This window comes from Amycolatopsis sp. BJA-103, from assembly GCF_002849735.1.
Lineage (GTDB): Bacteria > Actinomycetota > Actinomycetes > Mycobacteriales > Pseudonocardiaceae > Amycolatopsis.
The window spans coordinates 5,907,601-5,933,136 of record NZ_CP017780.1 but is presented as its reverse complement, the minus strand read 5'-3'; the positions used below and the strand labels follow the sequence as shown (position 1 = coordinate 5,933,136).

At 68.5% G+C, this 25,536-nt stretch carries 23 protein-coding genes; 10 read left to right on the top strand and 13 right to left on the bottom strand.

Going from position 1 to position 25,536, the window contains the following annotated elements; genetic code table 11:
• Window positions 1–107 precede the first annotated feature (107 nt).
• The 3 genes from BKN51_RS25925 to BKN51_RS25915 all read right to left on the bottom strand — a co-directional run bounded on the left by BKN51_RS25925 (window position 108) and on the right by BKN51_RS25915 (window position 3,854).
• Window positions 108–1,499 (bottom strand): cellulose binding domain-containing protein, encoded by a 1,392-nt coding sequence (locus BKN51_RS25925; RefSeq protein WP_168214388.1) that lies wholly within the window; start codon window positions 1,497–1,499, stop codon window positions 108–110.
• Window positions 1,500–1,510: 11 nt separating this feature from the next.
• Window positions 1,511–3,163, bottom strand: a complete 1,653-nt coding sequence (locus tag BKN51_RS25920; protein WP_101610117.1) for a glycosyl hydrolase family 18 protein — start codon at window positions 3,161–3,163, stop codon at window positions 1,511–1,513.
• 259 nt (window positions 3,164–3,422) lie between these two features.
• Entirely contained in the window at window positions 3,423–3,854 is a 432-nt protein-coding gene (locus BKN51_RS25915; RefSeq protein ID WP_101610116.1) for an RpiB/LacA/LacB family sugar-phosphate isomerase, read from the bottom strand.
• Between the two features lie 60 nt (window positions 3,855–3,914).
• Between BKN51_RS25915 and BKN51_RS25910 the strand changes: the two genes are divergently transcribed.
• Entirely contained in the window at window positions 3,915–4,547 is a 633-nt protein-coding gene (locus tag BKN51_RS25910; protein ID WP_101613459.1) for a TetR/AcrR family transcriptional regulator, read from the top strand.
• On the opposite strand, the gene BKN51_RS25905 is transcribed toward BKN51_RS25910, so the two are convergent.
• Window positions 4,544–5,077: a DM13 domain-containing protein gene (locus tag BKN51_RS25905; RefSeq protein ID WP_101610115.1), complete on the bottom strand. Its 534-nt coding sequence runs from the start codon at window positions 5,075–5,077 to the stop codon at window positions 4,544–4,546. The genes BKN51_RS25910 and BKN51_RS25905 overlap by 4 nt on opposite strands.
• Before the next feature lie 58 nt (window positions 5,078–5,135).
• A complete protein-coding gene (locus tag BKN51_RS25900; RefSeq protein WP_101610114.1) occupies window positions 5,136–6,161 on the bottom strand; it encodes a medium chain dehydrogenase/reductase family protein in 1,026 nt (341 codons plus the stop codon).
• 169 nt (window positions 6,162–6,330) lie between these two features.
• Between BKN51_RS25900 and BKN51_RS25895 the strand changes: the two genes are divergently transcribed.
• Complete coding sequence (locus tag BKN51_RS25895) at window positions 6,331–7,197, top strand: bile acid:sodium symporter family protein (protein ID WP_101610113.1); 867 nt, start codon at window positions 6,331–6,333, stop codon at window positions 7,195–7,197.
• 649 nt (window positions 7,198–7,846) lie between these two features.
• Here the strand turns inward: BKN51_RS25895 and BKN51_RS25890 are convergent.
• From BKN51_RS25890 to BKN51_RS25880, 3 genes are all read right to left on the bottom strand, one after another.
• Window positions 7,847–9,328 (bottom strand): ABC transporter substrate-binding protein, encoded by a 1,482-nt coding sequence (locus BKN51_RS25890; protein WP_101610112.1) that lies wholly within the window; start codon window positions 9,326–9,328, stop codon window positions 7,847–7,849.
• The gene (locus BKN51_RS25885) at window positions 9,325–11,319 is read right to left on the bottom strand and encodes a hypothetical protein (RefSeq protein WP_101610111.1); all 1,995 of its coding nucleotides are present in this window, start codon (window positions 11,317–11,319) and stop codon (window positions 9,325–9,327) included. Before BKN51_RS25885 ends, BKN51_RS25890 begins: the two co-directional genes overlap by 4 nt.
• 210 nt (window positions 11,320–11,529) lie before the next feature.
• Window positions 11,530–12,870: an aspartate aminotransferase family protein gene (locus BKN51_RS25880; RefSeq protein WP_101610110.1), complete on the bottom strand. Its 1,341-nt coding sequence runs from the start codon at window positions 12,868–12,870 to the stop codon at window positions 11,530–11,532.
• Between the two features lie 86 nt (window positions 12,871–12,956).
• Here BKN51_RS25880 and BKN51_RS25875 point away from each other — a divergent pair, with 86 nt between their 5' ends.
• Window positions 12,957–13,853, top strand: a complete 897-nt coding sequence (locus BKN51_RS25875) for a LysR family transcriptional regulator (RefSeq protein WP_101610109.1) — start codon at window positions 12,957–12,959, stop codon at window positions 13,851–13,853.
• Here BKN51_RS25875 and BKN51_RS25870 read toward each other — a convergent pair.
• Window positions 13,774–15,000 (bottom strand): MFS transporter, encoded by a 1,227-nt coding sequence (locus BKN51_RS25870; RefSeq protein ID WP_101610108.1) that lies wholly within the window; start codon window positions 14,998–15,000, stop codon window positions 13,774–13,776. The two genes, BKN51_RS25875 and BKN51_RS25870, sit on opposite strands and share 80 nt — an antisense overlap.
• A 64-nt stretch (window positions 15,001–15,064) precedes the next feature.
• On the opposite strand from BKN51_RS25870, the gene BKN51_RS25865 reads away from it, so the two are divergent.
• The gene (locus BKN51_RS25865) at window positions 15,065–15,427 is read left to right on the top strand and encodes a MerR family transcriptional regulator (protein WP_101610107.1); all 363 of its coding nucleotides are present in this window, start codon (window positions 15,065–15,067) and stop codon (window positions 15,425–15,427) included.
• A 152-nt stretch (window positions 15,428–15,579) separates the two neighbouring features.
• A complete protein-coding gene (locus BKN51_RS25860; protein WP_101610106.1) occupies window positions 15,580–16,719 on the top strand; it encodes a Gfo/Idh/MocA family protein in 1,140 nt (379 codons plus the stop codon).
• Here BKN51_RS25860 and BKN51_RS25855 read toward each other — a convergent pair.
• Together BKN51_RS25855 and BKN51_RS25850 are read right to left on the bottom strand one after the other, a co-directional pair.
• Window positions 16,716–17,456, bottom strand: coding sequence for a GAF and ANTAR domain-containing protein (locus tag BKN51_RS25855; RefSeq protein WP_101610105.1), 741 nt, complete (start codon window positions 17,454–17,456; stop codon window positions 16,716–16,718). The two genes, BKN51_RS25860 and BKN51_RS25855, sit on opposite strands and share 4 nt — an antisense overlap.
• 61 nt (window positions 17,457–17,517) lie before the next feature.
• A complete protein-coding gene (locus BKN51_RS25850) occupies window positions 17,518–19,419 on the bottom strand; it encodes an elongation factor G (protein WP_101610104.1) in 1,902 nt (633 codons plus the stop codon).
• Between the two features lie 211 nt (window positions 19,420–19,630).
• On the opposite strand from BKN51_RS25850, the gene BKN51_RS25845 reads away from it, so the two are divergent.
• From BKN51_RS25845 to BKN51_RS25830, 4 genes are read left to right on the top strand one after another with little or no spacing between them, the layout of a single operon-like run.
• Window positions 19,631–20,230, top strand: a complete 600-nt coding sequence (locus BKN51_RS25845) for a TetR/AcrR family transcriptional regulator (protein ID WP_101613458.1) — start codon at window positions 19,631–19,633, stop codon at window positions 20,228–20,230.
• The gene (locus BKN51_RS25840; protein ID WP_101610103.1) at window positions 20,220–21,101 is read left to right on the top strand and encodes a crotonase/enoyl-CoA hydratase family protein; all 882 of its coding nucleotides are present in this window, start codon (window positions 20,220–20,222) and stop codon (window positions 21,099–21,101) included. The genes BKN51_RS25845 and BKN51_RS25840 overlap by 11 nt, the downstream gene beginning before the upstream one ends.
• The gene (locus tag BKN51_RS25835) at window positions 21,098–21,988 is read left to right on the top strand and encodes an AurF N-oxygenase family protein (protein WP_101610102.1); all 891 of its coding nucleotides are present in this window, start codon (window positions 21,098–21,100) and stop codon (window positions 21,986–21,988) included. Before BKN51_RS25840 ends, BKN51_RS25835 begins: the two co-directional genes overlap by 4 nt.
• A gap of 23 nt (window positions 21,989–22,011) precedes the next feature.
• The gene (locus BKN51_RS25830; protein WP_020631028.1) at window positions 22,012–22,269 is read left to right on the top strand and encodes a hypothetical protein; all 258 of its coding nucleotides are present in this window, start codon (window positions 22,012–22,014) and stop codon (window positions 22,267–22,269) included.
• 58 nt (window positions 22,270–22,327) lie between these two features.
• Here the strand turns inward: BKN51_RS25830 and BKN51_RS25825 are convergent, their stop codons facing one another.
• Together BKN51_RS25825 and BKN51_RS25820 are read right to left on the bottom strand one after the other, a co-directional pair.
• Window positions 22,328–23,095: a S1 family peptidase gene (locus tag BKN51_RS25825; RefSeq protein WP_101610101.1), complete on the bottom strand. Its 768-nt coding sequence runs from the start codon at window positions 23,093–23,095 to the stop codon at window positions 22,328–22,330.
• A 203-nt stretch (window positions 23,096–23,298) separates the two neighbouring features.
• Window positions 23,299–24,018, bottom strand: coding sequence for a S1 family peptidase (locus BKN51_RS25820; RefSeq protein WP_101610100.1), 720 nt, complete (start codon window positions 24,016–24,018; stop codon window positions 23,299–23,301).
• Window positions 24,019–24,590: 572 nt separating this feature from the next.
• Between BKN51_RS25820 and BKN51_RS25815 the strand changes: the two genes are divergently transcribed.
• Window positions 24,591–25,532 (top strand): hypothetical protein, encoded by a 942-nt coding sequence (locus tag BKN51_RS25815; protein ID WP_101610099.1) that lies wholly within the window; start codon window positions 24,591–24,593, stop codon window positions 25,530–25,532.
• Window positions 25,533–25,536 lie beyond the last annotated feature (4 nt).

Here is a 25,536-nt window from a genome sequence, read left to right as displayed (position 1 = left end):
TGTGCAGGGGGAGGCGGGCAGGCGGAGCGGGCAGGGGGAGGCGGGCATGGAGCGGGCCCGCACCGTGCAGCTTCGGTGCGGGCCCGCAGTTTCAGGGGAAAGGGACGTCAGAAGCCCGCGGTGATCCGCGTGAAGTCCCAGTCGTTCTGCGCGATGCCACTGCAGTTCTCGGCGACCCCGCCATTGGGGCAGCCCCGGTCACGGTTGGTCGACCAGAACGCGAGCCTGGCGATCTTGTTGGTCTTGGACCAGTCGGTGATACGGGTCCAGGTGTCGAGACTCGTCAGTTCCCGCTGGTCCGAAAGGCCGTTCATCCCGCTGATGCCGAGGTGGCCGTACGCCGTGGCGTCGTTCCACCCGAACGTCGACTTCAGCTTGTCCCGCAGGCCGTTCGCGGCGTTGATGGTGTTCCCGTACATGTCCGCGCCGCCGCCGAAGTCGAACGGCATGATCGTGTAGACGTCGATCCCGGCGTTCAGCGCCTTCGACTGGTCGATGAGCCGCTGGCCCCAGGAGTTCGGGCCGGTGGTCGTCGTGCCGAAGGTGAGAATGGTCTGGATACCGGGGTTGTTCGCCTTCACGATCTTCAGCGCGTTCAGGACACGGTCCTGCACAGTCGCGTTCTCGAACTCGTCGGTGTTCTCGATGTCGATGTCGATCGCCTTGAGACCGTAGGCGTCGATCACCTTCTGGTAGGCACCGGCGAGCAATTCCGGCGTCGAGCAGTTCGGGCCGAGCTTGTTGCCGCTCCACCCGCCGAAGGACGGCACGATCTGCCCGCCCGCGGCCTTGATCTGCGCGATCGCGTTCGCGTCGGCGCTGCCCTGTAGCGGTCGGCTGCCGTCCCAGGCGGGATTGCATCCGCCGGACGACAGGATGAACGCCATCGTGAACCACTTGATCCCGGTCGCGTTCATGACCGTCTGCGGGTTCGGCGGGCTGCCCCAGCCCATGTACAGATACGGCGCGCCACGGCCGCCGGGCAGCGGCGGGTTGCTCGTGGTGGTCGTGGGCGGGGTCGACGTCGTCGTCGTGGGCGTGGTGGTGGTCGGTGTGGTGGGGGTGGTCGGCGTCGTGGTCGGAGTACCGCCGCCCGGATCACACGAGCCACCGTTGATCTTGCAGTTCGCCGGGGCGACGTAGCCGCCGGAGTACTTGACGTTGAACCCGAAACTGGTGCTGCCCCCGTTGCCGAGGTTGCCGTTCCAGGTGTTCTTCACCGTCACGTGCTGGCCGGAAGCCGTGTAGCTGCCGTCCCACAGCGAAGCGATCGAATGTCCTGCGGGGAGGTCGAATTCGACCGTCCACGTGGGAAGGCTCGATCCCGACTTGTTGCTGATCGTGTACTTGCCTTCCCAGCCGGAGCCCCAATCGGAGCCCTTGCTGAAGGCGGCGCCGACGCCGCCGGCCGCGGAGGCCGGCGCGATCACGAGGACCGCGCCGGCCGTTGCGGCAGCGGCGGCCAGGCCGACGGCCTGGATCCAATTCCGCTTAGCCACTGTCAAACCTCTCAGTTCAGGCCGTTGCGCATGGCCGTGACGAGTTCACCGTTTCCGGTGTCACCACTGAGCTCCCAGAAGAACGCGCCGCCGAGACCCTGGTTCTTGGTCCAGCCCATCTTTCCGTTGATGGTCGCGGGAGTGTCGTAGCTCCACCAGTTGTTGCCGCACTTCGCGTACGCGGTGCCCGCGATCGTGCCGGTCGACGGGCAGCTGTTCTTGAGGATCTTGTAGTCCTCGATGCCCGCCTCGTAGGTGCCCGGTGCCGCGCCGGTCGCGGTGCCGCCCGGGGTGTCCTGCGTGACGCCGGTCCAGCCTCGGCCGTAGAAACCGATACCCAGCAACAGTTTGTTCGCCGGGACACCCTTGGCCTTGAGCTTCTGGATGGCTTCGTCGGAGTTGAAGCCCTGCTGTGGGATACCCGGGTACGCCGTCAGAGGCGAGTGCGGGGCCGTCGGGCCCTGCGCCGCCCAGGCGCCGAAGAAGTCGTACGTCATGACGTTGTACCAGTCGAAGTACGCCGACGCGGGACCGTAGTCGGCGACGTCGAGCTTGCCGCCGCTGCTGGCGTCCGCGGTGATCGCGGCGGTGACCAGGAACGAGGAACCGAACTTGGTGCGCAGCGCCTGTGCCACGTTCTTGATCGCGGCGGGGCCGCTGGTGTCACAGGTGAGACCGCAGGCGTTCGGGTACTCCCAGTCGATGTCGATGCCGTCGAAGACGTCGGCCCACCGCGGGTCCTTGATCAGCTTGTAGCAGGACTCGGCGAACGCGGTCGGGTTCTTCGAAGCCTGGCCGAAGCCGCCGGACCAGGTCCAGCCACCGAACGACCACAGCACCTTCAGGCCCGGGTACATCTTCTTCAGCTTGCGCAGCTGGTTGAAGTTACCGCGAATGGCGCCCGCGTCCCACGAGTCCGCGACACCGTCCACACTGGACCCGGCGTCGTAGAACTTGTCGTAGTCGGCGTAGGTGTCGTCGTTCGCCGTGCAGGAACCGTTGGTGACGTTGCCGAACGCGTAGTTGATGTGCGTCAGCTTCGCCGCGGACCCGGAAGTGTGAATGTTCTTCACGTGGTAGTTACGTCCGTAGACGCCCCACTGCACGAAGTAGCCGAGGTTCTTCTTGGCGCCCGGGTTCGGGTTCGTGGTCGTGGTGGTCGGCGGGTTGCTCGTGGTGGTGGTCGTCGGGGGATTCGACGTGCTCGTCCCGGTGGTCGTCGTGCTCGTCGGCGGGTTGCTGGACGTCGGGGTGCCGCCGCCCGGGTCGCAGGAACCGCCGTTGATCTTGCAGTTGGCGGGCGCGGTGTAAGTACCGGAGTACTTGACGTTGAAGCCGAAGCTGACGGAACCACCGTTGGGAACGTTGCCGTTCCAGGTGTTCTTGACCGTCACGTGCTGGCCGGAGGCCGTGTAACTGCCGTCCCACAGCGAAGCGATCGAGTGTCCGGCCGCGAGGTCGAACTCGAGCGTCCACGAGGTCAGGCCGGCGCCGGACTTGTTGGTGATCGTGTACTTGCCTTCCCAGCCGGCGCCCCAGTCAGACCCCTTGGTGAGCGTGGCTCCGACCCCGCCCGCCGCGTTCGCCGGAACGGTCACCAGACCGACCGCCAACGCCGCGACGGCCGTGAACAGGCCGATCAGATGCCATCTTTTTCTCGACATTTCACTCCTTACAAACCCGGTGCAGGAAATGATCTTGGAGAAGATTTCGTCAATGGGAAATCTGCGACATCGCGTTGCCGCGGCCGAAGCCGGGCAGGCGGGGATGCGTCTTCATCGACCACCTCCATGCGGAACGCTTTGTTGCGGGAGACGGTACGTGGTCTGGACCAATATGGGAAGCGTCACTACGCAGAGTGGTGATTTTCCCGCGAACGGCCTAATACGTTCGACAGCGTTATTCGTTCACTGGTTCGGTGCCTTACCGGCGAGGTTCGTCCATTTCGCCCAGCCGGGCGATATTCGCCGATTCGTCCTCGTCCGGCGCTATGCCGGAAAGGAACACCTCGGCGATTTCGACGGCGACGTCGGGGGAGAGCCGTTTGAGGCTCAGTGCCAGGACGTTGGCGTCGTTCCACCTGCGCGCGCCCGCGGCGATCCAGGTGTCCCAGGCCAGCGCCGCGCGCACCCCGGGGACCTTGTTGGCCGCGATGGCCGTGCCCGTCCCGGTCCAGCACATGACGACGCCGAAGTCGGCCTCGCCGTCGGCGACGGCCTTGCCGACCGCCGCGCCGAGTTCCGGCCAGAGTTCCGACGTCGCGGGGCGGATCACCTCGTGACCGGCCTCGGCGAGGAAGGCCTGGACGGCGTCCGTGGTGGCGTTCCGGTCATCGGCCGCGAAGGCGATCTTCATCTCCCGATCGTAACGCCGCGTCGACAGGTGGCGAACCGGAAGTCGTGGGAGGATCCCGTCGTGGACTCGTCTGCGGAGGAGCGTCATCAGCTCGAGCGCGACCAGGAGATCGCAAGGACACGGATTCTCGAAACCGCCGCCCGCATCATCGGCGAGATCGGATTCGCCCGGCTCAAGATCGGGATGATCTGCGCCAGGACCGGCTATCACAGCGCCGTCGTCCACCAGTTGTTCGGCTCGAAGGAGACGTTGGTGCAGCGGCTCGTCGAGTTCGCGGCGGAGAAGTTCGCCGACGTCTTCAGCGCCGCCGTCGCCACCCGGACCGGCGGGCTGACGCCCGGCCCGATGGACATGCTGCGAGCGCTGCTGGACATCTTCTTCGAACTGCTCACCGACATGCCGCCCCTGAACCGGGCGTTCGTGGTGCTGTGGACGGACGCGACCGTCGGCGATCCGGCGGTGCGGTCGGCGATGACCGAGGCCGATCGCCGGTACCGGTTCGCCATCGCCCAGACCGTCGCCGCCGGGATCGCGGACGGCTCCATCTCGGGTGTCCGTGACCCCGACGCGTACGCGGCGGCGCTGGTCGGGCAACTGCGGGGGATCGCGGTGGCGGCCATCATCGATCCCGGCGGAATCGATCTGCGAGCCGTCCGAGCGGAGATGGAATACGCCGTGGGCAGGCTCGCCTAAACGGTTTTGGTCAGCTCGGCCGCCCCGAACGAGACGTTGAACCGGTCGCACCAGATCGTCACGCTCGAATAGCGTGCCAGATCGGTCCCCTCGGGCAGGGTGTAGTTCTGGCTTCCCTTGTTGCCCTTGAGTTTCCCGGCACTCACGTGCGCGCCGTCGTCGAACACGAACCAGCCGTCCTTGCCCGGCAGGACCGGCGCGTCGGTGAGCAGGACCCGCAGATCGGGGCCGTTGCTCGTGTCGAGATTCTCCAGGCGCAGCACCAAGGATCCGTCGGGGGCGCGCAGGATCCGGACGCCGCCGCTGGTCGCGTGCTCGTGGCTGATCAGTTCGCCGGTCGCCACGATCGCGGGCTCTTCCGGTGCGGGGGCGGCACTTGCGGAGAGGGGAGCCGAGGTCTGGGCGACGGGCAGGGCTTCCTGCACGGTTTCGTTCACCCAGAGCTTCCACGGCTGGAACCAGTAGAGCCCCGCGGCCACCGCCACCACCAGTCCGGCCGCCACGACGGTGAGCACCCGCTTGCGTTTCATGTCGCCATTCAACCGTGTGCGGAGTCCGGAATGCCGGGTTGGCGCGGTTACCGAACTCTTACGGGGTGAGCACCACCTTGCCCGCGACCGTCCCGGATTCGGCCAGCCGCATCGCCTCCGCGACCCTGCTCAGCGGCAGCCGTGCCGCGACCTGTGCCGTGATCGCGCCGTCCTTCAGCGCGGCGAAGACCTGGGTGAGGTCGGCGCGAAGGCGGGCACGGAACCGGTTCTTGGCGAAGGACCGTCCCGCCCAGACGTTGAAGAAGTACGCGTTCCGGCCGTTGGGCAAGCTGTTCCAGAGCATCACGCGGGCGAGGATCTTGAGGACGGGCAACTGCTTGGAGCCTTCGTCGTCGCGGGTCGCGGCGCTGCCGTAGGAGACGAGCGTGCCGCCGCGGGCGAGCAGCTTCCACGACGCGGGCACGCTGGCGCCGCCGACGTGGTCGAAAACGGCGTCGACACCCTCGGGTGCGAGCTCGCGGACGCGGGCGGAGATGTCCTCGGTCCGGTAGTCGATCGGCATGACTCCCAGGCGCCGCAACGCTTCGTGGTGCCGCTTCGACGCCGTGCCGATCACCTGCACCCCCGCCTTCGCGGCGAGCTGGACCAGCAGCGAGCCGACGCCGCCGTTCGCGCCGTGGACGAGGATCGTCTGCCCGGCACGCACCTTGGCCTTGCGGTGCAGCATCTGCCAGGCGGTGATGCCGTTGACCACCGCGGTCTCGGCCTCTTCCGCGCCGAGGCCGTCCGGGACGGGCACGACGTCGGCGGCGTCGAGGACCACGTGGCTGGCCCAGCTCCCGACCTTCGTCAGCGCGGCGATCCGGCGGCCGGCGAGCGCGCCGTCGACCCCGGCGCCGGTGGTCAGCACCGTGCCGACCAGGTCGTACCCGGGGACGAAGGGGAACGGCGGCTGGTCGTAGTACTTGCCGCGGCGCATCTGCTGTTCGGCGAACGAGACCCCGGTCGCCTCCATCGCGACCACGACCTGGCCGGGGCCGGGTGCGGGGAGCGGGCGTTCCCGCAGCTCCAGGCCTTCCGGCTCGACCTTGCCCGGCAGTACCACCTCGGTCAGCGTGTTCATCTCGATCTCCCTGATTGCCTGTCGTGTCCGTTAGAGCTTGTAACCATAGTGAGCACTGCTCTCGGAAATGTCAAGCGGGGTCACGTCTGGGTTTCGGTGCCTTGACCGGGTTCTCGCCAGTTGACACGATTGCCGATCTGAAAACGGCATATCGGACGGAGGCCCTTCGATGGGTTCGGCGATGTTCTCGGTTCTCCTGCCGGTAGCGCTGGCACTGGTCATGTTCGGGTTGGGGCTGACCCTGACCGTCGGCGACTTCACACGGGTGCTGAAGTACCCGAAGGCCGCCGTCATTGCGCTGGTGTGCCAGATGATCGTGCTGCCCGCCATCTGCGTCGGCCTCATCCTGCTGTTCGGCCTCGGGGGCGTGCTCGCCGTCGGGATGATGCTGCTGGTCGCCTCACCCGGCGGGACTTCGGCGAACCTGTTCAGTCACCTCGCCGGCGGCGACGTCGCCCTCAACGTCACGCTCACGGCGATCAACTCCGTGCTGGCCGTGTTCACCCTGCCGCTGGTGGTCGGCCTGTCGATGGCCGCGTTCCTCGACGGCGGTGCCACGGTCGGGCTCCAGCCCGCGAAGTTCGTGCAGGTGTTCGCGATCGTGCTGATCCCGGTCGTCATCGGGATGGCGGTGCGGAGCCGGTTCACCGACTGGGCCGAGCGGATGCGCAAACCGGTCAAGATCGGCTCCGCCGTGGTGCTCGTGCTGGTGATCGGGGCCGCGATCGCGCAGGAGTTCCGGACCCTGATCGACAACATCGGGACGCTCGGGCCGGTGGCGCTGGCGCTTTCCGTGCTCAGTCTCGCGATCGGGTACTACGTGCCGCGACTGTTCCGGGTGGACCGCGGGCAGTCGATCGCGTCCGCGATGGAGATCGGCGTGCACAACGCCACCCTCGCCATCGCCGTGGCGATCTCGGTGCTCGGGGACAAGGCGATGGCCGTGCCCGCCGGGATCTACGGCGTGCTCATGTTCTTCCCGGCCGGGATCGCGGCCGTGCTGTTGTCGCGGAGCCGGGAGAGTGCGCGAGTGTAGAGGTGGGCCGACGTCGCGCGGGGTCACGCCACGCGTAGCGACGCACGTGGGCTCGTCATCCGTGGCCTGACACGCTCGCCGAATGTCCACAGAGGACGCCTTCGGCGCATCTTTGCCCGATTCGGATGGTTTGCGGGGAGGTCGTGAGTGGTAAAAGTCGTTCTATTCGAGGAGAAGGGCAAACGTGGCGTGCTCGTGCCGTTTCGGCGTCGGTCGTGGGGTGAAGTGCCGGCCGTGTGATCAGAGACGGATCACGCGAGTCACGCCTTCGCTCACCTTGGGTTCAGCCACAACGTCACCGTGAAGGCCACGCCAGCCTCCCGGGACGTCGCGAAAGCCACTTTCGCGACATCAGGCGTCCCGAAAGTGGCTTTCGCGACACGACCACTCGGCATCGGACGCGGCGGGCGAAACCGTGCAAAGTGCTCGAATCGGGCATCGAATCCTATTCTGTAGTCCCTTGTGGACAGTCGCACCCCGCCAGGCGACAACCAGCCCGCTGGAAACCTTCGAAACCTGACACGTGTGGATAGCCGACCTTGCCGAGACCCCGGCGCCTAACGCAAGGAGGGGCCTTCACGCGCCGCCGTTGCGACTGATGACGCCGCTGGGACTAGGGGTGTAAAGGACCCCGGCACCTACCGGGGTCTCACCCTGCCGGAGCGGAGAGCTGGACGTACTCGGGTGTGTCGTCCACCCGCACCCGCAGGATCGGCACCGTCTTGTTCACCGGGTCACCCCGGTCGTCGAAGGAGATCATGCCGCTCGCGCCGGGGACCGCCAGCTTGCCGTGCAGGCGGTTCTTGGACTGGAGCACGTCCTGCGCCGTCACCTGGGCGGGCGCGGTCCTCGGGATGCCGCGGATCGCCCACACCACGGTGAGGACCGCGTCGTGGGAGAGGATGGCGATCCCGTCGTCCAGCCGTTCCTTCGGGAACACCGCGCGAAAACATCCGGTGCACCCCTCTTCCTGGAAACTCGCGACGGCGGCGGGGTTGAACACCGACGGCTCGGTCGTCCACGCGCGGGGGTGGGCGAGCCCGGGACCCAGCACGGTCACCTTGGATTCCAGCCCCCTGCGCATTTCCTGGCTCGGCGGGCCGACCAGCGCCAGGTCGCCGGTCAGCACCGTGATGGGCCGGTCGAGGCACGGGCGTTGCGCCAGTTCCGCCACGAACGAGGCGAGATGGTTCTCGCGGCCCGCGAAGTACACCACTTCCGCTTCGTTGCCACAGATGTTCGGCATCATCTGCAGGAACGTGTTCTCGATCCCCGGCAGGCTGGAGTCGTACACCTCCGTGCGGCCGACGATCCGGTGGGTGTCGTCCGCGAACTTGTCGGTGAAGGCCACCGCGAGCGTCTTCGGGTAGAGGTCTCCCGGATTGACGTCCCGCACCACTGTCGCGGTGCGCGCGGTGGGGCGGACGTAACCCGCGGCGGCCATGCCGTAGGTGGTGCTCGTCGGGGACACCCGCATGAAACCGGGGATTTCGGAGAACTCGTCGGCGGCCACGGGTGAGGCGACGACCGGGATCTTGTGCTCTGACAACCGTTCGATGGCGCTGCGTGCCGAGCCGAGGCTCAGGCCGATCCCGGTGACGGCGACGAGGCGTTCGCGCTCCACGCGTCCGATGAGGTCGTCCACCACGGGTTGCCAGTGGGTCAGCCTGCTGCCGGGATTGGCCAGCAGCAACCGGATCAGCGGCAGACTGCCCCAGGACCCGGTGGTGTTCGCCCGGCGTTGCGCGATGTAGGCGCCCTGGATCTGGTGCCGGACCCACTCGGCGGACAGGATGTCGTTCTCCACCAGGGTCATCGGCAGCATGAGCGCGATAGTCACGTAGGGCTTGCCGGAGCCGGTGACGGATGCGTTCTCTACGCGGATGTGTGTCTCCACATCGGACAGATCCGGGGAGAACACGTAACCGCCGTCCGTGACCCCGACGCATTCGGCGTACTCGCCGCGTTTCTCCACACCATCGCCGCAACTGCGCCCGGCTTCGTCGATCGCCGGGACGACGACGAACACGACCACGAGTGCGGCGACGAGCAGGAGCACGCCGCCGCCCGCCGTCAGCCACTTCGACCACGTCGGCCGTGGTGGTCTGATCCGCTCGCTCCGTGCGGTCATCGGTATCTCTCCGCCCTTTCGTGCAACAGGATGGATCCCCGTCCCCGGCCGTGCGCCAGCTGGTGGAAACCGCCTTCGATGGTCGAGTTCAGCGTCCCGCCCGGATCGCCGAGCGGATCCGCCGCGATCCACAACGCGACCACCAGCCAGGAGAGGGTGGTCTCCAGTTCGCCGTCGGCGTGCCCGGCGTGCGCCTCCAGCTGTTCGTACGCTTCCGCGCCCGCGTCCAGCCGGTTGGGCGCCGCGGTGATGACGTCGAGTTCGGCGAGCCAGGCTTCGGCGGCCGCCACGTCGAACTCCGGCTGGTGGTCGTCGGCGAACGGCTCGCTCAGGTGCGCGACGACCGCGGAGACGTTCTCCAGCGCCAGGTCGTGATAGCGCGCGGCCACCCGCTGGCCGTGTTTCCCGTAGAAGTCACGGCACCGGGTGTGCACCCGCTCCCAGTTCAGCGGGTGATCCTCGGGGCGGGCCGCGAGCTCCTGCAGCAGAATCCGCCGCAGCCACGGGTGCAGGACGTAGTGGAGCTCCTCGCCGGGCTCCGCCCGCAACCACAGGAGATCGCCGAGTTCCTTGAACAGCGCGCCTTCTTCCGTCGCGTTGCGCAGATCGACGATGTTCTTGTGGAACAGCGTTTCCACGTCGCGCGCGGCGCTCGCCGTGACGAGATCCTGCCTGCCCGGCACCGGCAGGTCCTGCAGCAGATAGGCCTGCGCCGCGGCGAGCAAGGTCGTCTCGGTACCGTCCTCGGCCTCGACGCCGGTCCGCAAGGAAGTGCGGAGCGCGTTGGGGGCGCGGGAATCGTAGAGCTGAGCCGAAGCGCCGAACACCGTGGTGACCGCGCCGGGGTGCCCGTCGGTGAGCCGGTACAGGAATCGCGGCAGCCGCGAGGTCGGGTGGATGTCGCCGCGGGCGACGATGTCCACCACGTCGTCTTCGGAAAGCGCGCCCAGTTCGAGGAGGTACCACGGATACCAGCGTGGGTCCCCGCCTGCCGTCCAATCCGAGTCCACATCGGACGGTTGCCGCGGCGACGGCGCCCGCAGCCCGTCGGTCCGGTGGGTCGTCGGCCGTCTTCGTGACGGCGCACCCCGTTGCGGGGTCAGCAGCGACCAGCTTTCGTTCCAGTCCGGATTCCATCTCCGGCTGGTGGCGATCACCACCAGCGGGTCGGGCTCGCCGCCGGAGCGATGCCGCGCCTCCGTCAGGGTCCGCAGGAAGACCTGGCCGCCCGGGGTGTGCGCGTTGTCCAGCAGGACGACGCTGTTGAGCGTGCGGCGTGACCGGTTGACGCCTTGGTAGCCCAAGCGCAGATCGGTGAGGAAGGCGTCGCAGAAAATGCCGTCGACGGCCGCGCGGTCCTCGTCGTCGCCTCGCGCGTGCTTGGCGATCTCGATGAGGAAATCCTCGTGGTTGCCGGTGCTGGCGGGCAGCGCTTTCATCTTGCCCGCCAGCCGTCGCCTGCCGTACCAGCCGAGTCCGCGCAGCAGCAGATCGGTGGCTTCGGGCCAGCCCTTCAAGCCGCCCGCCGGAGCGACCCCGCCGACGAGGCGCACCACGTCGACGATCGTTTCCCGGTTCTGTTCGAGCGGCTGGTTCTCCGCCAGCAGTTCACGGATCTTGCGCAGCGCGGCCCGGCGGTCGCGCAATTCCACCGGCGCGCTCAGTACGAGCATGCACAGCCACAGCCGGGGAAAGGCCAGCCTGCCGAACTGTTTCCGGTGCCTGCCGAGGTCGAACGCGAGGTGGGCGAGCAGTTCCCTCGGCTGGATGTTCTCCCGTTCGTGTCGTTCGAAATCGAGATAGGCGTGCGGTATTTCTTCGCAGCGCTCGGTTATCGCGTCGAGCAACGCGGACTTCCCGGTTCCCCGCGCGCCGAGCGCGACCACGACGGGCAGGGCTCGGCTTTGCCCTTTCGGGCGGGTGAGCAGTTCCTCGACCAGGCCGCCGGTGATCGCACCGAGACCGGATATTCGGGGTATGCCGGCAGGCATCGGCCCCCCTCCCCGCGCGGCTCCCCGATTCGACCGCGCCCACTTTGAGCGTCGACTATAGACAGCCGAGGGGATTCCATGCGGTGACAAAGGCGCCGGTGGTCCGGGTTGACCGATATGGCCTAAGATCAGGTCACGGTTGAAGCCGGACGGGAATGTGAAACGGTAATTCTCGCACGGAGATGAAGACGTTACGAAAGTGACGAAGAATCATCCGTCGAACCGGTCGAGGGCATTCCCGATCGCCTGGTCCAGAATTCCCAGGCCCTCCGCCAGTTCGTCTTCCGTCGCGGTCAGCGGGGGCGCGATCCGGAATACGCCGCCCATCCCCGGCAACTGCACGATGTTCATGTGCAGTCCCAGTTCGAGACAACGCCGGGTGACCCGTGCGCCGAGTTCGTCGGAGCTCCGCTTCGTGGAACGGTCCAAGACGAGCTCGACGCCGACGAGCAGGCCCCGTCCGCGGATGTCGCCGATGACGTCGTGACGATCGGCGAGGTTTTCGAGGCCGCGGCGGAGAAAAGCGCCCAGTTCGGTGGCGCGTTCGTCGAGCCTGTCCCGGGTGAGGACGTCGAGCACGGTGTTCCCGACGGCGGCCACCAGCGGGTCCGCGACATGCGTGGTGAAGAACAGATAGCCGCGGTCGTGCGCCTCCTGCTCGATTTCCGCGCTGGTGATCACTGCCGCCAGCGGAAGCCCGGCGCCCAGTGTCTTGGACAGGGTCAGGATGTCGGGGACGACACCGTCGCGTTCGAAGGCGTACCAGTTTCCCGTGCGGCACAAGCCGGTCTGCGCCTCGTCGAGGATCATCAGCATCCCGCGTTCGCGGCATTTCTCGAGCAGTGCGGCGAAGTAGCCGGGCGGCGGTTCGATGATCCCGCCCGAGCTGAGGATCGGTTCGACGACGCACGCCGCGAGGCTGCCGACGGACTGGGCGTCGATCATCTCGAACCCGAAGTCCAGCTGGCGCCGCCAGTCCAGTTCTCCTTCGGCGGTGAGGAAGTCCGGCCGGTAGGGGTTCGGCGCGGGAATGGCGAAATTGCCCGGCGCGGACGGGCCGTAGCCCTTGCGGCCCGCGCTGTAGGTCGCGTTCGCCGCGGCCTGGGTCATCCCGTGCCACGACCTGGCGAACGACACGATCTCGTGCTTCCCGGTGACCAGTTTCGCCATCCGGATCGCGGCCTCGTTCGACTCCGCCCCGGTGGTCAGCAGCAACGCCTTTTCCAGCGGTGACGGCAGAGTCTCGGCCAGCCGCCGCGCGAGGTCGACGACGGGACGGCTCAGCATCCCGCTGAACAGGTGGTCGAGCGAGCCGATCTGCCGCCGCACGGTGCCGACGATCTCGGGATGCGAATGCCCGAGGATCGCGCTCATCTGCCCGGATGTGAAGTCGAGGATCCGCCGCCCGGACTCGGTGAACAGGTAGCTCCCGGCGGCGTGGTCGATGATCTCGCGGGTGAAGTCGCCGGCCCCGGCATAGCGCACGAGGTGCTTGTCGGCGTCGGCCCAGAAGCCGTCGGCGGTGGTCAGGTCGGTGATCGGAGCAGCCATGCCTCGACGGTAAGACGGATCCGAGCGACACGTCCATCTCACAATTCCGGCTGTGCTGTTCGCTTGATCCGTACAACAATGGCCCCATGCTCAACCCATGGAGACTCAGCCTGCTGAGCAGGCTGGACACCCTCGGCACCGTCCGCGCGGTCGCGAAGGCGGCCAACCTGAGCGCGTCGAGCGTGTCCCAGCAGCTCGCGGTCCTCGAAGCCGAAACACGCACACAACTGCTGGAACGCACCGGCCGCCGCGTCCGGCTGACCCCGGCCGGGCTGATGCTGGCCCGCCGCGCCAGGGCGATCCTCGACCACATGGACACCGTCGAGGCGGAGTTGCGCAGCCTCGGGGAGGCGCAGACGGGGCTCGTGCGGCTCGGCGCCTTCCAGAGCGCGATCCACACCATCGCCGTGCCCGCGGTGCTCCGGCTGGCCCGCTCGCATCCGCAGCTGGACATCGAACTGCTCGAACTCGAACCGCACGTGAGCATGTCCGCGCTCCGCGTCGGTGACGCCGACATCATCATCACCACCACGGACTTCGTCGAGCAGCCGCTGGGGCCGGACGTCGAGCTCGTGCCGCTCGCGGCCGACCCGGTGGTGCTCGTCGTCCCGCCCGGCCATCCGGCCGCGGGCCGGGGTCCCGCAGACCTCTCCGCCTACGCGAGCGAGCCCTGGGCGTTCGACATCCCGAAGTCGTACATGGCGAACCTCGCCACCCGGCTCTGCCGCGAAGCCGGGTTCGAGCCGCGTGTGATCGGCCGGTTCAGCAACTACATGATGACCTTGCAGCACGTCGAGGCCGGACTCGCGATCGCGCTCCTGCCCGGCCTCGCCGTCGACAAGCGCTACAAGGTCGCCACCCGCGAGCTCGCGACACCGGTCACCCGCGCCATCACCGCGGCGATCAGGCGTGGCTCCGCTCCTCGCGCTGCTGTCGACCTGGTTCTCGAGGCGATCCGGAGGCATCCGGAACTGCCGCTGTGAACCCGTGCCGCCGCGCCACCAGCACCACGGCCAGCGTCGGCACGAGCAGCGCCAGGACACTCCACGGGAACGATCCGGCGCCGAACCCGGCGAGGAGGACACCGCCCGCGATCCCGCCGCCCGCCATCGCGGCGTTCCACAGGGTGACCAGCATGGCCTGCGCGATGTCCGCCGCGCCGCCCTTGTCGCCCGCCTGCGCGGCGGCGGTCTGCAACAGCGTCGGGATGCCGCCCCAGCCGAGCCCCCACAGTGCCGCCGCGACGTGGACCAGCGCCGGGTTTTCGCCCAGCAGAGCCAAAATCGTCGCGCCGAGGGCGACGAGGACGGTGCCGGCGACGGTCAGCGCGCGCAGCCGCCGGTCGATGCGGAGGCCGACGAGCCAGATGCTGACCATCGACGCCAGCCCGAACACCAGCAGGATCCGGTCGACGGCGCCGCCCATCGAAACGTGGTCGAGGAAGGTGGCGATGTAGGTGTAGAGGATGTTGTGCGCCAGCACGAAGGTCAGCGTCACGAACAGGACCGCGGCCACGCCGGGCACGGCGAGGGTCCTGCGCACCGGGAGCCTGCCGCCCTTGTCCTGTCCCGGGAAATCGGGGACGGCGAGCGCGATCCAGCCGAGGAGGCCGAGCGCGATCGCCGACATGAGCGAGAACGTCACCTGCCAGCCGAAGAGGGTGCCCAGGAACGTGCCGGCGGGGATGCCGAGCGAAAGCGCGAGCGGGATGCCGGTCATCACGATGGCGATCGCTTTGCCCCGCACCGGTTCCGGGGCCAACCGCCGCGCGTAGCCGGTCAGCAGCGCCCAGACCACGCCCGCCGCGATCCCGGCGACGAACCGCGCGCCGAGGGTCAGCGGGTAGCTCGTGGACAGGGCCGTGACCGTGTTGGCGACGGCGAAACCGGCCACGCCGGTCAGGAGCAAGCGTTTGCGCCGCCAACCCGCCGTCGCGGCGGACAGGGGGATCGCGGTGAGGGCGGTGCCGATCGCGTACACCGTCACCAGCTGGCCGGTCGCCGCCTCGCCGACGCCGAGACCGGCGCTCATCGCGGGCAGTACCCCCGCGGGAAGGGCTTCGGTGAGGACGGTGACGAACGCCGCCGTCGTCAGCGCGAGCAACGCGCCGAGTGGGAGTTTCGGAGTCATGGTCCGTATGCTCGAACCATCACATAGATGTGAAGGTCAAGTCGGCCGGGGTGAGGTGGCGCACATGCGGATCGGAGAGCTGTCGGAGCGGACGGGGACGTCGCGCCGTCTGCTGCGGTACTACGAGGAACAGGGTCTCATCATCTCGGAACGGCAGGCCAACGGCTACCGCGACTACGGCGAGCCTTCGGTCGACAGGGTCATCCAGGTCCGCGGCCTGCTCGACGCCGGGCTGCCGACCCGGATCATCAAGCAGATCCTGCCGTGCCTGGACAAACCCCGGCAGATCTACTTCCCGGACGCGACCAGGGAGATGCTCGAGACGCTGGAGGCCGAACGCGACCGGATGACCCGGCGCGCCGAATGCCTGCTCCGCAACCGGGACGCGATCACGGAGTACCTCGACGCCGTCCGCGCTCGGCGTTGAGCTGAAGGGGACTTTCCCCGCGTCCTATGTGGGGAAAGCTCCCTTCGCCGCGTCTCATGTGGGGAAAGTCCCCTTCAGCTCCCTCCGGTCTTGACACCGCGTGAAAGCGCTTTCAGGATGGGTGTGAGAAAGCGCTTTCAGAAGGAGAACGGATGACCACGCGGAAACTCGGCGTCGTGATGAACGGCGTCACCGGGCGGATGGGCTATCGGCAGCACCTGGTGCGCTCGGTCCTGGCGATCAGGGAGGCGGGCGGGGTCGAGCTGGCCGACGGGTCGCGGGTCCAGCTGGAGCCGGTACTGGTGGGGCGCAACGCGGACAAGCTCGAGGAGATCGCCAAGCGGCACGGCCTGACCCGCTGGACCACCGACCTCGACGCCGCGCTCGGCGACGACGACCTCCCGCTGTACTTCGACGCGCAGCTGACCGCCGTCCGCGAGAAGTCGATCATCCAGGCCATCGACGCGGGCAAGCACATCTACACCGAGAAGCCGGTGGCGGAGTCGGTCGAAGGCGCGCTCGCCCTGGCACGGCACGCGGAGGCGGCCGGGGTCAAGAACGGCGTCGTCCACGACAAGCTGTACCTCCCCGGCCTGCTGAAGCTGAAGCGGCTGATCGACAGCGGCTTCTTCGGCCAGGTGCTCTCCGTGCGCGGCGAGTTCGGCTACTGGGTCTTCGAAGGCGACTGGCAGGCCGCGCAGCGCCCGAGCTGGAACTACCGCGCCGAAGACGGCGGCGGCATCGTCGTCGACATGTTCTGCCACTGGAACTACGTGCTGGAGAACCTCTTCGGCGCCGTCACCGCGGTGACCGCGAAGGCCGTCACCCACATCCCGGAGCGCGTCGATGAGAAGGGCGAGCGGTACGCCGCCACGGCCGACGACGCCGCGTACGCGATCTTCGAGCTCGAAGGCGGTGTCATCGCCCAGCTCAACTCGTCCTGGTGCGTGCGGGTGCACCGCGACGAACTGGTGGAGTTCCAGGTCGACGGCACCCGCGGCAGCGCGGTCGCCGGTCTGCACAAATGCGTCGTCCAGCCGCGGGAAGCCACGCCGAAGCCGGTGTGGAACCCGGATCTCGCCGAGACGCGGTCGTATCGCGCGCAGTGGCAGGAAGTGCCGGACAACGAGGACTTCGGCAACGGTTTCCGGGCCCAGTGGGAGCAGTTCGTCCGCCACGTCGTGGAGGACGCGCCGCACCCCTACGACTTCATGGCAGGGGTGCGCGGCATCCGGCTCGCGGAAGCCGGCCTCGAGTCGTCACGGGAGAACCGCCGGATCTCGCTGGCCTAGCTGCCGAAGACCGTTCCCGGGTCCTCGGCGATCAGCACCGAGATCTCCCGGATCTTGCGGTTCGTGTGCTGCGACGCCTCGGTGAGCCAGCGGAAGGCCTCTTCGGCGTTCAGTTCCAGACGTGCCATCACGATGCCCTTCGCGGTGGCGATGGCGTCCCTGGTCTCCAGCGCGGCGACCAGGGTCTCCGCCTGTCTTTCGGCGGCGGCCCAGCGGGACGCGGTCAGGACGATCGCCGAGATCGCCGAGGTGAACATCGCGACCAGCGCCGCTTCGACGGGATCGAAAGCGTTCTCCTCGAAGCTCCAGACGTTGAGGGCGCCCGACAGCGGTTCGGTGTCACGCCGCCTGAAATGGGATTCGTCGGGGACGAACAGCGGGCAGGCCAGCGCGGTCCGCACGCCCAGCTGCTCGGCGGCGGCCGCGAAGTCCGGCCAGCGTTCGGCCGCGGTCTCCAGCCGCGTCCGGACGATCGTCCCCCTCTGGGCGGCCGTCAGGCAGGGCCCCTCGTCCGCGCTGTACTGCGCCTTGTCCAGGGGAAGCAGGGACTCGTCGGTGGTGGCGACGGTGCTCGGCTCGTCGTCGGAGTACAGCGTGACCGTCGCCGCGTCCGCGCCGGGCAGCATGCCGACCACCTTCTTCGCCACCCGTTCCAGCAACGCGTCTTGGGGCTCGTCGAGCCGCATCGACTCCGTGAGCTCCCGCAACGCCGCCGCGGTGTCGCGAAACTGATCCATCGTGTCCCTTTCCCGAGGCCGGTCCGGTCGCACCGGCCTCCCCAAAACGTACTCGTCCCGGCTAGCCGGGCATTGGCCGATTCGGGGTAACCCTCGGGCGATGGCCCGCGGGTTCGGCGGTCGTCAGGCCCTCGCCGCGGGTGAGACCCGGCAGGTAACGCTCGAACCGGGCGACCTGGCCGGCGGGCAGAGTGCCCGTCAGTTCAGCCCGGTCACCGCGCGTGACCGACCCGGTCACGGTCCCGCCGAGCTCGACCAGCAGGGAGAGCGTGCCGTTGACCGTGTCGGCGGGCAGTTCCACCTCGACGCGGCTGACCGGTTCGAGGACCTCGGTCCCCGCATCCCGGAGCGCCTCCGCCAGCACGAACGGGGTGACCTTGCGGAAATCACCCGCCGCGCTGACCGGGCTGAAGTAGCCGGTATGGGTGACGGTCACCACGCAGTCGAGCACCTCCCGGCCGGACGGCCCCCGCCGCAACGTCGCCTCGACGGTCTCCTCGATGGCCTTGTGGAAGGCGAGCGGGAGAGAACCGAGTTCGACGTCGAGGCCGAAGGTCAGCCCGGAGCCCGGTGCGCCGGGGCCGGCCCGCAGCCCGAGTGTCGCGAAGTACGGATTCCGCTTCTCGGTGATGAACCACACGGCGGACCCGACGCCGATCGGCCGTTCGACGCAGATCGGCTTGGTGAGACTGAACTCGACGTCGAGGCCGTGCTGGGTGGCGAGTGTCTCCGCGATGATCTCCTTCTGCACCTCGCCGTAGAGCCGCACCGAGATCTGACGCGTCTCGTCGTCTTGACGGACGGTGATCAGTGGATCCTGTTCCGCCAGCTCCAGCAGGGCGGCGAACACTGACGGCGTCTCCTCGGGCCGCGCGGGACCGACCACGGTTTCCAAGGCGGGCGGCGGAAACTGCGCGGCGGCGCCCTCGGTGCGGGGGACGCCGACGCGGTCGCCGATCCGGATCTCCTTGAGCCCGGTGACCTTGGCGATCTGCCCGGCCCCCGCGCGGGCCTCGACGGTGTCGTCGCCGAGTTCGAAAACATGCACCGCGCTCACCTTCGCCTCGGTCGTGACCGTCCCGACGGGACCCCGCCGATGGAACCGGACGTGGTCTCGCGCGCCGATCTCGCCGGAGAACACGCGGAGGTAGGCGATCTTCTCGTTGGCACGGCCGCGTTCGATCTTGAACACCGCGGCGCGCAACCGGTCGTCCGGTACGGGTTTTCCCGCTCCCGCGAGGAATTCGCGGATGCCGGAGGTCAGCTCGGCGATCCCTTCGCCGCTGCGCGCGGATCCGAAGAAGACCGGGGAGACGACGCCGAGCCGCGTCTGGCGGACGACCTCGGCCCGGTAGTCCCCGGCCGTCAAGGTGTCTTCGAGATACGCGGTCAGGAAGGCGTCGCTGTGCTCGGCCAGCTGTTCGGCCAGCCCGGGCGCCGGTGAGACCGGCCGTGGCCGGACGCTCGCGGCCGTTGTGCCGAGGTCGTCGACCTCCGACATCGCCACACACGCGACACCGAGGCGTTCGGTGAGGTCGTCGAGGAGGTCCTCGTAGCGAGCGCCCGCCCTGTCGACCTTGTTGGCGAAGATCACCACGGGGATCCGCAGCCGGGCGAGCGCGCGCATCAGCACCCTGGTCTGCGCCTGCACTCCTTCGACGGCGGAAACGACGAGGACGACGCCGTCGAGCACCCGCAGCGCGCGCTCGACCTCGGCGATGAAGTCCGGGTGGCCCGGGGTGTCGATCAGGTTGACGCGCAGGTCGCCGATGCGGAACGAGACGACGGCCGAGCGGATGGTGATGCCGCGACGGCGTTCCAGCTCCATCGTGTCGGTGCGTGTGTCCCCGGCGTCGACGCGGCCGAGGGTGCCGATGGCACCGGTGTGATGGAGCAGGCGCTCCGTCAGGCTCGTTTTACCGGCGTCGACGTGGGCGAGAATGCCGATGTTCAGGTACTCCATGGATGAACGGCTCCAGGGCTGTCGAAAGGTCCGTACGACTCGGGGACTCGACAGCGCACCGCACGCCGTTCTCCTTTTTCCGGGGAACACCTGGTCGGGCCGGACGTTAGCAGCGTGTTTCCGGCCGGTCACGCGATTTAGGGCCGGACGTCGACTTGCGGCGCCCCATGGGCCCGTTGCTGAAGTGCGGAATCCGTGCTTCACTCCTTTCGTGCCGTACCGACGTACCGAGAAGACGCAGGCCAGGCTGGACTCCCAGCGAGGCGAGATCCTGGCCGCGGCCATCGCGCTGCTGGCCGAGACCGGCTACGCGGGCTGCTCCATGGCCGCGGTCGCGGCGCAAGCGGGCGTGGGCACCGGAAGCGTGTACCGCCAGTTCCCGTCGAAGGCCGACCTGGTCGTCGAGGTCTTCCGTGAGGTGGTCTCCCGCGAGGTCGCCGCCGTCGAGGCCGCCGCGTCCCACGGTGACGTCCGGGAACGGGTGGTCGCGGTGATCGAGACCTTCGCGGGCCGGGCGCTGAAGGCGCCGCGGCTCGCGTACGCGTTGCTGGCCGAGCCGGTCGACGCCGTGGTGGAGGCCGAGCGGCTGGTGTTCCGCCGCGCGTTCCGCGAGGTCATCGCCAGGAACATCGCCGACGGGGTGACGAGGGGACTGCTCCCGTCTCAGGACGCGGAAGCGACCGCCGCGGCGCTGGTCGGCGCAGGTGCGGAAATGCTGGTCGGACCCCTGGCCGGGGACGGCGGCCCGGACACGATCCCGCATCTGGTCACCTTCACCCTCCGCGCGCTGGGAGGTTCCGATGGCGTTTGAGACGCTCACCTACCGGGTCGAAGACCGGAAGGCCTACCTGACGTTGAACCGCCCCGAGCGGCTCAACGCGATCAACGACGTCATGCCCGGCGAGATCCGGCAGGCCGTCGAGCGGGCGAACGAGGACGACGCGGTCCGCGTGATCGTGGTGCGCGGCGAGGGCCGGTCGTTCTGCGCCGGATACGACCTCAAGCAGTTCGCGGAGGAAGACACCGAGGGCCGCTGGAACCAGGGACCGGTCTGGGATCCGGTCAAGGACTACCGCGTGATGAAGCGCAACACCGACGACTTCTTCAGCCTGTGGCGATCCCTGAAACCCACCCTCTGCCAGGTCCAAGGGCACGCTGTCGCGGGCGGCAGCGACATCGCGCTCTCGTGCGACGTGCTGATCATGGCGACCGACGCGCGCATCGGCTATCCGCCCGCGCGGGTGTGGGGCTGCCCGACGACCGCGATGTGGGTCTACCGCGCCGGCGCCCAGCGCGCGAAGCGGATGCTGCTCACCGGCGACACCATCGACGGCACCACCGCGGCGGAATGGGGACTCGCGCTCGAAGCGGTGGAACCCGAGCGGCTCGAAGCCGCCGTCGAGGAACTGGCCGACCGCATGGCCGGGGTGCCGACGAACCAGCTGGTGATGCAGAAACTGATGATCAACCAGGCTTACGACAACATGGGCCTTTCCGGCACCCAGACCCTCGCGACCCTTTTCGACGGCATCACCCGGCACAGCCCGGAAGGCCGATGGTTCCGCGAGTTCGCCGAACGCGACGGTTTCCACGAGGCGGTGGCCTATCGCGATTCCGGACAGGTCATCCCGGACGGCGGCGGACCGCTGCCGGAGAGCAAGGATTCGAGGAGGTCGTCATGACCGCGAACACCGAAAGCGAACGTGTCGCCGAGCGCCTGCAGCGGTCCTCCGCGCGGCTTTCCTACGACCCGGACGTCGACGTCGACTGGCTGGCACCGCTGGTCGAAGGCGCCTACGGCAAGGCGCCGGAACGCTGTTCCTTGTACGGCACGGCTTTGTGGGAACGCCTCGACGAAGGCCAGCGCGGCGAACTGAGCCGCCAGGAGGCCGCGGCCGCGGCGGCGTCGGGCATCTGGTTCGAGCTGATCCTGATGCAGGGCCTGGTGCGCCACGTGTACAACAGCGACCCGACGACGCACAACGCCCAGTACGCGCTCACCGAGATCGCCGACGAATGCCGTCACAGCACCATGTTCGCCCGCTCGATCGCGAAGACCGGCGGTGTCGTCCGGCGTCCGAGCCGGTCGGCGCACCGGGCGGGCAAGGTGTTCGGCGCCGTCTGCGGGCCCGCGTTGCTGTTCGCCGGAGCCATCTACGTCGAAGAACTCGCCGACGGCATGCAACGCGAGATGATGCGTGACTCCAGCCTGCAGCCGATGATCCGGATGATCTCCCGTATCCACGTCATCGAAGAAGCACGCCACATCAGCTTCGCCAAGGACGAACTCGGCCGGGCCTGGGCCCGTCACGGGCGCGTCGGCCGTGAGCTGATCCGCTGGGCGATCGCCGCGATGGCCTACGTCGCGACGTCGGAGTTGTTGCACCCCAAGGCGTACACCTCCGTGGGGCTCGACCCCCGTGAGGCCCGCCAGGTCGCCGACGCGAACCCGCACTGGCGCCGGACCAAGGCGACCTGGGCGGCCAAGGCCGTCGAGTACTTCACCGAGATCGGCCTCATCGGCGGCCCGAGCCGCCGGTTGTGGCGCCGGGCCGGCGTCCTCGACTGACACAGAACACGAAAGGTGACTTCATGTCCGCACGCACCGGCAAGGTCCTCGGCCTCGGCATCGCCGCGACCGGTCTCGCCCACTTCGCCGCCCCCGCCGCCTTCGAGCCCGTGACGAAGATGGCCTTCGCCGACGACGTCCGCAACTGGACCTACCGCAACGGCGCCACCGAACTCGCCATCGGGCTGGCCATCGCGGCCCGGCCCACCCGGAAGGCCGGGGTCGCGGGGCTGGCCGTCTACGCCGGGTGGCTGGCGAAGCGCGTCCTCGCCCGGCGCTAGCAACCGAGAAAGCGGGCCGCCCGCCGGCGTGGATCGGCAGGCGGCCCGCTCTCATCGGTCAGACCCCGCTGGTCTGACGGATCCAGTCACGGCCCGCGGCGACGCTGCCGTAGCTGGTGGTGCTGGACCGGTCGCTGGTCGAGCACACGCCGACCTGGACACCGTCGTCGATCATCGGGCCGCCGGAGTCCCCGCCCGCGACCGCGCCGTTCGGGGTGTCGGCCGCGATCGCCGGGCCGCCGTAGGTGTCCTGGGCGTTCGTGTCGGAGATCCGGACCGACGCCTGCTTGAGCACCTTCGACTGGTGGTCGCCTTCGTGGTCGGCCTGCGTCGCGCCCCAGCCGTACACGCGGGCGGAATCTCCTTCCTGAGCGTCGGAAGTGCTGCTCGCGAGGCGGGCGAAAGTGCTTCCACCGTCGGCGTTCAGCTTGATCAGGGCGAGGTCGCCGCCCGAGTACAGGTAGGTCGCCGAAGCCTTGGCGTGCACGCCGCCGGAAGCGCTGTTGGAACCGATGTAGAGGTCGATGTCCTTCAGGCGCTGCCCGTTGTTGTCGTACAGGCAGTGCTTGGCGGTGAGCACCCAGCGCGAGCTGATCAGCGTGCTGGTGCAGAAGAAGGTGTAACCGTTGGCGTGGCCGTTGAACCGGGCGATGTAGCCGGGGTTCTGGGCCGTGCTGCCGCCGATGATCGAGGGCTCGGCACCCGGCGAGACCGGGGCGGTCGGGGCGCTCGCCGCCGCGGGCGCCGCGGCAAGGGTCGCGAAAGCGGCGCAGGTACCGGCGAGAAGGGCGACGGCGCGGGCGACCCGGCCGGTGGTTTCACGCATGGGGACTCCTCGGGGAATGGGGGAGGGGGACACTTCGAACGTATTCAGGTGGGGTGCCCCGGGATATCCGCGAGAAGATCCGAACCGGTCAACGGGAAAGAACAGTTCTTTCGGCGGATTGCGCCGCGGAAACCGTCCAAAATAGACGAAAGAACCGGCACGCCTCGACGGACGAGGCGTGCCGGTTCTCCGTGTTTCGAGGCTCAGACGCCGGTCTGCTGCCTGATCCAGCTCAGGTGCTGGGCGATGCCGGTGTAGAGGGTGCTGGTGGCGCATTCACCGCCGTTGTCCCCGGGGCCGTGCGTCTCCCCGACCAGGGTCCAGCGTCCGGTGGTGCCGACGACCGCCGGTCCGCCGGAATCGCCGTGGCACGCGGAATGCGTGCGATCGCCGGAGATGCAGACGTCACCGGAGCCGCCACCGCCGGCGTAACAGGAGCTGCTGGGCAGCACCCGGAGGTCGATCTGGCGCAGCGTGGTCGGCGTGCTGCAGCTCGGCCAGCTGGTGCAACCCCAGCCGAGGAGCCGCGCGGTGGTGTTCGGCGCCGGGTTGCTCGAAGCCATCGCGACCGGGGTGGCGCGGACGGCCGTGGACAGGTGCATGAGGGTGAGGTCCGTGCCCGCCTTGTTGACCCGGCGGTCGATCCTGCCGACCTCGCCGCCGGAGTTCTTGTTCGTCGAACCGATCCTGCCCTGCGACGCGCTGCCGCAGTGGGTGGCCGTCACGATCCACTGGGGCGCGACGAGGCTGCCGCCGCAGCCGTTGTTGAGCGAGACCATGAAGCTGTAGGTCTCCGTGGCGGTGCCACCCCCGATGATCGAAGGTTGCACACCCGAGTCCGTTTGGGCGTTCGCGATTCCGGGCGTGGACACCGCGAGTGCCGCCGCCAGGATCCCGAGAGCGACTGAAGCCAGTTTTCGCATGGTTGCTCACAATCGGGCGGCCGAGCCGCCTGGTGGTCGTGGATGAGCGAGGGTGATGCGGAATCCGGCAGAGGTGCTCGATGCCGGTCGATCCAAGATGTCCGACAACGGGAGAAACGGAATACCGTCCTAGGTAGGGAGACGAAAGTCGCGGATCGTTCCGCGAAGAGCCGGTACGCGGAACACCGGCTGCCTCAGGCTTTTCCGCCGGGAGAGATCGTCGCGGCCGAAATCCCGGAACGTTCACGGTTCCGGCGCGGGGCCGCGGGCGGCCGGGATTCGCACCTCCGGAATGGTTTCTCCCGATTGTCCGAAATCGCCGCGGAATCGGTCATCGCCACGCGGTTCGCACTCGAGGATTATGTGAAGCGGTATAAGGGAATCCGCGTCAACGGAACAGGACACTACTTTCTGCGGATTGCGCTCACCCCGGAAAGCCGTCCAAGATCACCGCTGAAGTCCGGCGGGCCACGACCCCTGCCGCGGCTTGCCGTACCAAGGGCACGACCGGCGACGACCCGCCGTCCGCGGCTCCGGTTTCGACGCGATCGTCCTTTCGGGGAGAGAATCCGATGTCGCTGTTCGTCGTCACTCCCGGGGCCTCGGCCGAGGAGGAACTGGCGCGCTCGCTCGCGACAGGGCCTTTCAGCAAGGCGTTGTCACGGGCGATCGACCATAGGGGCCTGGGGCTGGGCAGGGTGAAGGACCGGCTCGCCAGAGCGGGTGTGTCGGTCAGCACGACGACGCTGAGCTATTGGCGCACGGGGCGGACCAGGCCCGAGCGCCCCGAGTCGCTGCGCGCCGTCGCCTTGCTTGAGGACCTTCTCGGGCTCCCCACGAGATCGTTGCTCGATCTGCTCCACCGGCCGGAGGGCGACCGCCCCGCGATCCGCCGCGTGGTCGGCTGGGACCGGCTGTGGGACCCGCGAGAGCCGGTGCTTTCCGTGTTGCATTCGTTCGAGGCGGCGGACGAACCGTCCCTCGTCCTGCTGAGCCTGCACGAGTCGCTGCACATCGGGGCCGACCGGACACTGACCCGGTTGCGTGTGCGAGAAGTCGTCCGTGCCACCGACGAGCCCACCCAGGCCAGACTCGTGGTCCTGCGTGGTTGCGCGCCGGGAAGCCCGCCGAGACTGGTGGCGACCCGCTACTGCGTGCCCGGCCGCACCGAGGTGTTCCCGGAGCAGGCGCTCATCGTCGGCGAACTGGTGTCGAACCGGATGCTCGCCCCCGGGGAGACCGCGATCCTCGAATACGAATTCGAGTACACCGACGGCGTGCCCGATGATCGCCACGACCGGCGATTCCGCCACTCCGTGCCCGAATACCTCCTGGAGGTCCACTTCGCCCCCGAGGCGACGCCGGAGAGTTGTCATTCCTATCGGCTGGATCACGTCTCCGGCCCGGAGCGGGACGTCACCGACGTGCCGCTCTCGGCGTCCTCCCCGGCGGTCGCCTTCGCCGCGGCGGTGACGCCCGGGATCCAGGGGATGGCGTGGACCTGGCCTGTATAGGCTC

What these genes read in the sequence shown, in the direction of transcription:
- BKN51_RS25920 (WP_101610117.1), bottom strand. Translation starts at nt 3,163, where the DNA reads ATGTCGAGAAAAAGATGGCATCTGATCGGCCTGTTCACGGCCGTCGCG.
- BKN51_RS25915 (WP_101610116.1), bottom strand. Translation starts at nt 3,854, where the DNA reads ATGAAGATCGCCTTCGCGGCCGATGACCGGAACGCCACCACGGACGCC.
- BKN51_RS25905 (WP_101610115.1), bottom strand. Translation starts at nt 5,077, where the DNA reads ATGAAACGCAAGCGGGTGCTCACCGTCGTGGCGGCCGGACTGGTGGTG.
- BKN51_RS25900 (WP_101610114.1), bottom strand. Translation starts at nt 6,161, where the DNA reads ATGAACACGCTGACCGAGGTGGTACTGCCGGGCAAGGTCGAGCCGGAA.
- BKN51_RS25895 (WP_101610113.1), top strand. Translation starts at nt 6,331, where the DNA reads ATGGGTTCGGCGATGTTCTCGGTTCTCCTGCCGGTAGCGCTGGCACTG.
- BKN51_RS25890 (WP_101610112.1), bottom strand. Translation starts at nt 9,328, where the DNA reads ATGACCGCACGGAGCGAGCGGATCAGACCACCACGGCCGACGTGGTCG.
- BKN51_RS25885 (WP_101610111.1), bottom strand. Translation starts at nt 11,319, where the DNA reads ATGCCTGCCGGCATACCCCGAATATCCGGTCTCGGTGCGATCACCGGC.
- BKN51_RS25880 (WP_101610110.1), bottom strand. Translation starts at nt 12,870, where the DNA reads ATGGCTGCTCCGATCACCGACCTGACCACCGCCGACGGCTTCTGGGCC.
- BKN51_RS25875 (WP_101610109.1), top strand. Translation starts at nt 12,957, where the DNA reads ATGCTCAACCCATGGAGACTCAGCCTGCTGAGCAGGCTGGACACCCTC.
- BKN51_RS25870 (WP_101610108.1), bottom strand. Translation starts at nt 15,000, where the DNA reads ATGACTCCGAAACTCCCACTCGGCGCGTTGCTCGCGCTGACGACGGCG.
- BKN51_RS25865 (WP_101610107.1), top strand. Translation starts at nt 15,065, where the DNA reads ATGCGGATCGGAGAGCTGTCGGAGCGGACGGGGACGTCGCGCCGTCTG.
- BKN51_RS25860 (WP_101610106.1), top strand. Translation starts at nt 15,580, where the DNA reads ATGACCACGCGGAAACTCGGCGTCGTGATGAACGGCGTCACCGGGCGG.
- BKN51_RS25855 (WP_101610105.1), bottom strand. Translation starts at nt 17,456, where the DNA reads ATGGATCAGTTTCGCGACACCGCGGCGGCGTTGCGGGAGCTCACGGAG.
- BKN51_RS25850 (WP_101610104.1), bottom strand. Translation starts at nt 19,419, where the DNA reads ATGGAGTACCTGAACATCGGCATTCTCGCCCACGTCGACGCCGGTAAA.
- BKN51_RS25840 (WP_101610103.1), top strand. Translation starts at nt 20,220, where the DNA reads ATGGCGTTTGAGACGCTCACCTACCGGGTCGAAGACCGGAAGGCCTAC.
- BKN51_RS25835 (WP_101610102.1), top strand. Translation starts at nt 21,098, where the DNA reads ATGACCGCGAACACCGAAAGCGAACGTGTCGCCGAGCGCCTGCAGCGG.
- BKN51_RS25830 (WP_020631028.1), top strand. Translation starts at nt 22,012, where the DNA reads ATGTCCGCACGCACCGGCAAGGTCCTCGGCCTCGGCATCGCCGCGACC.
- BKN51_RS25825 (WP_101610101.1), bottom strand. Translation starts at nt 23,095, where the DNA reads ATGCGTGAAACCACCGGCCGGGTCGCCCGCGCCGTCGCCCTTCTCGCC.
- BKN51_RS25820 (WP_101610100.1), bottom strand. Translation starts at nt 24,018, where the DNA reads ATGCGAAAACTGGCTTCAGTCGCTCTCGGGATCCTGGCGGCGGCACTC.
- BKN51_RS25815 (WP_101610099.1), top strand. Translation starts at nt 24,591, where the DNA reads ATGTCGCTGTTCGTCGTCACTCCCGGGGCCTCGGCCGAGGAGGAACTG.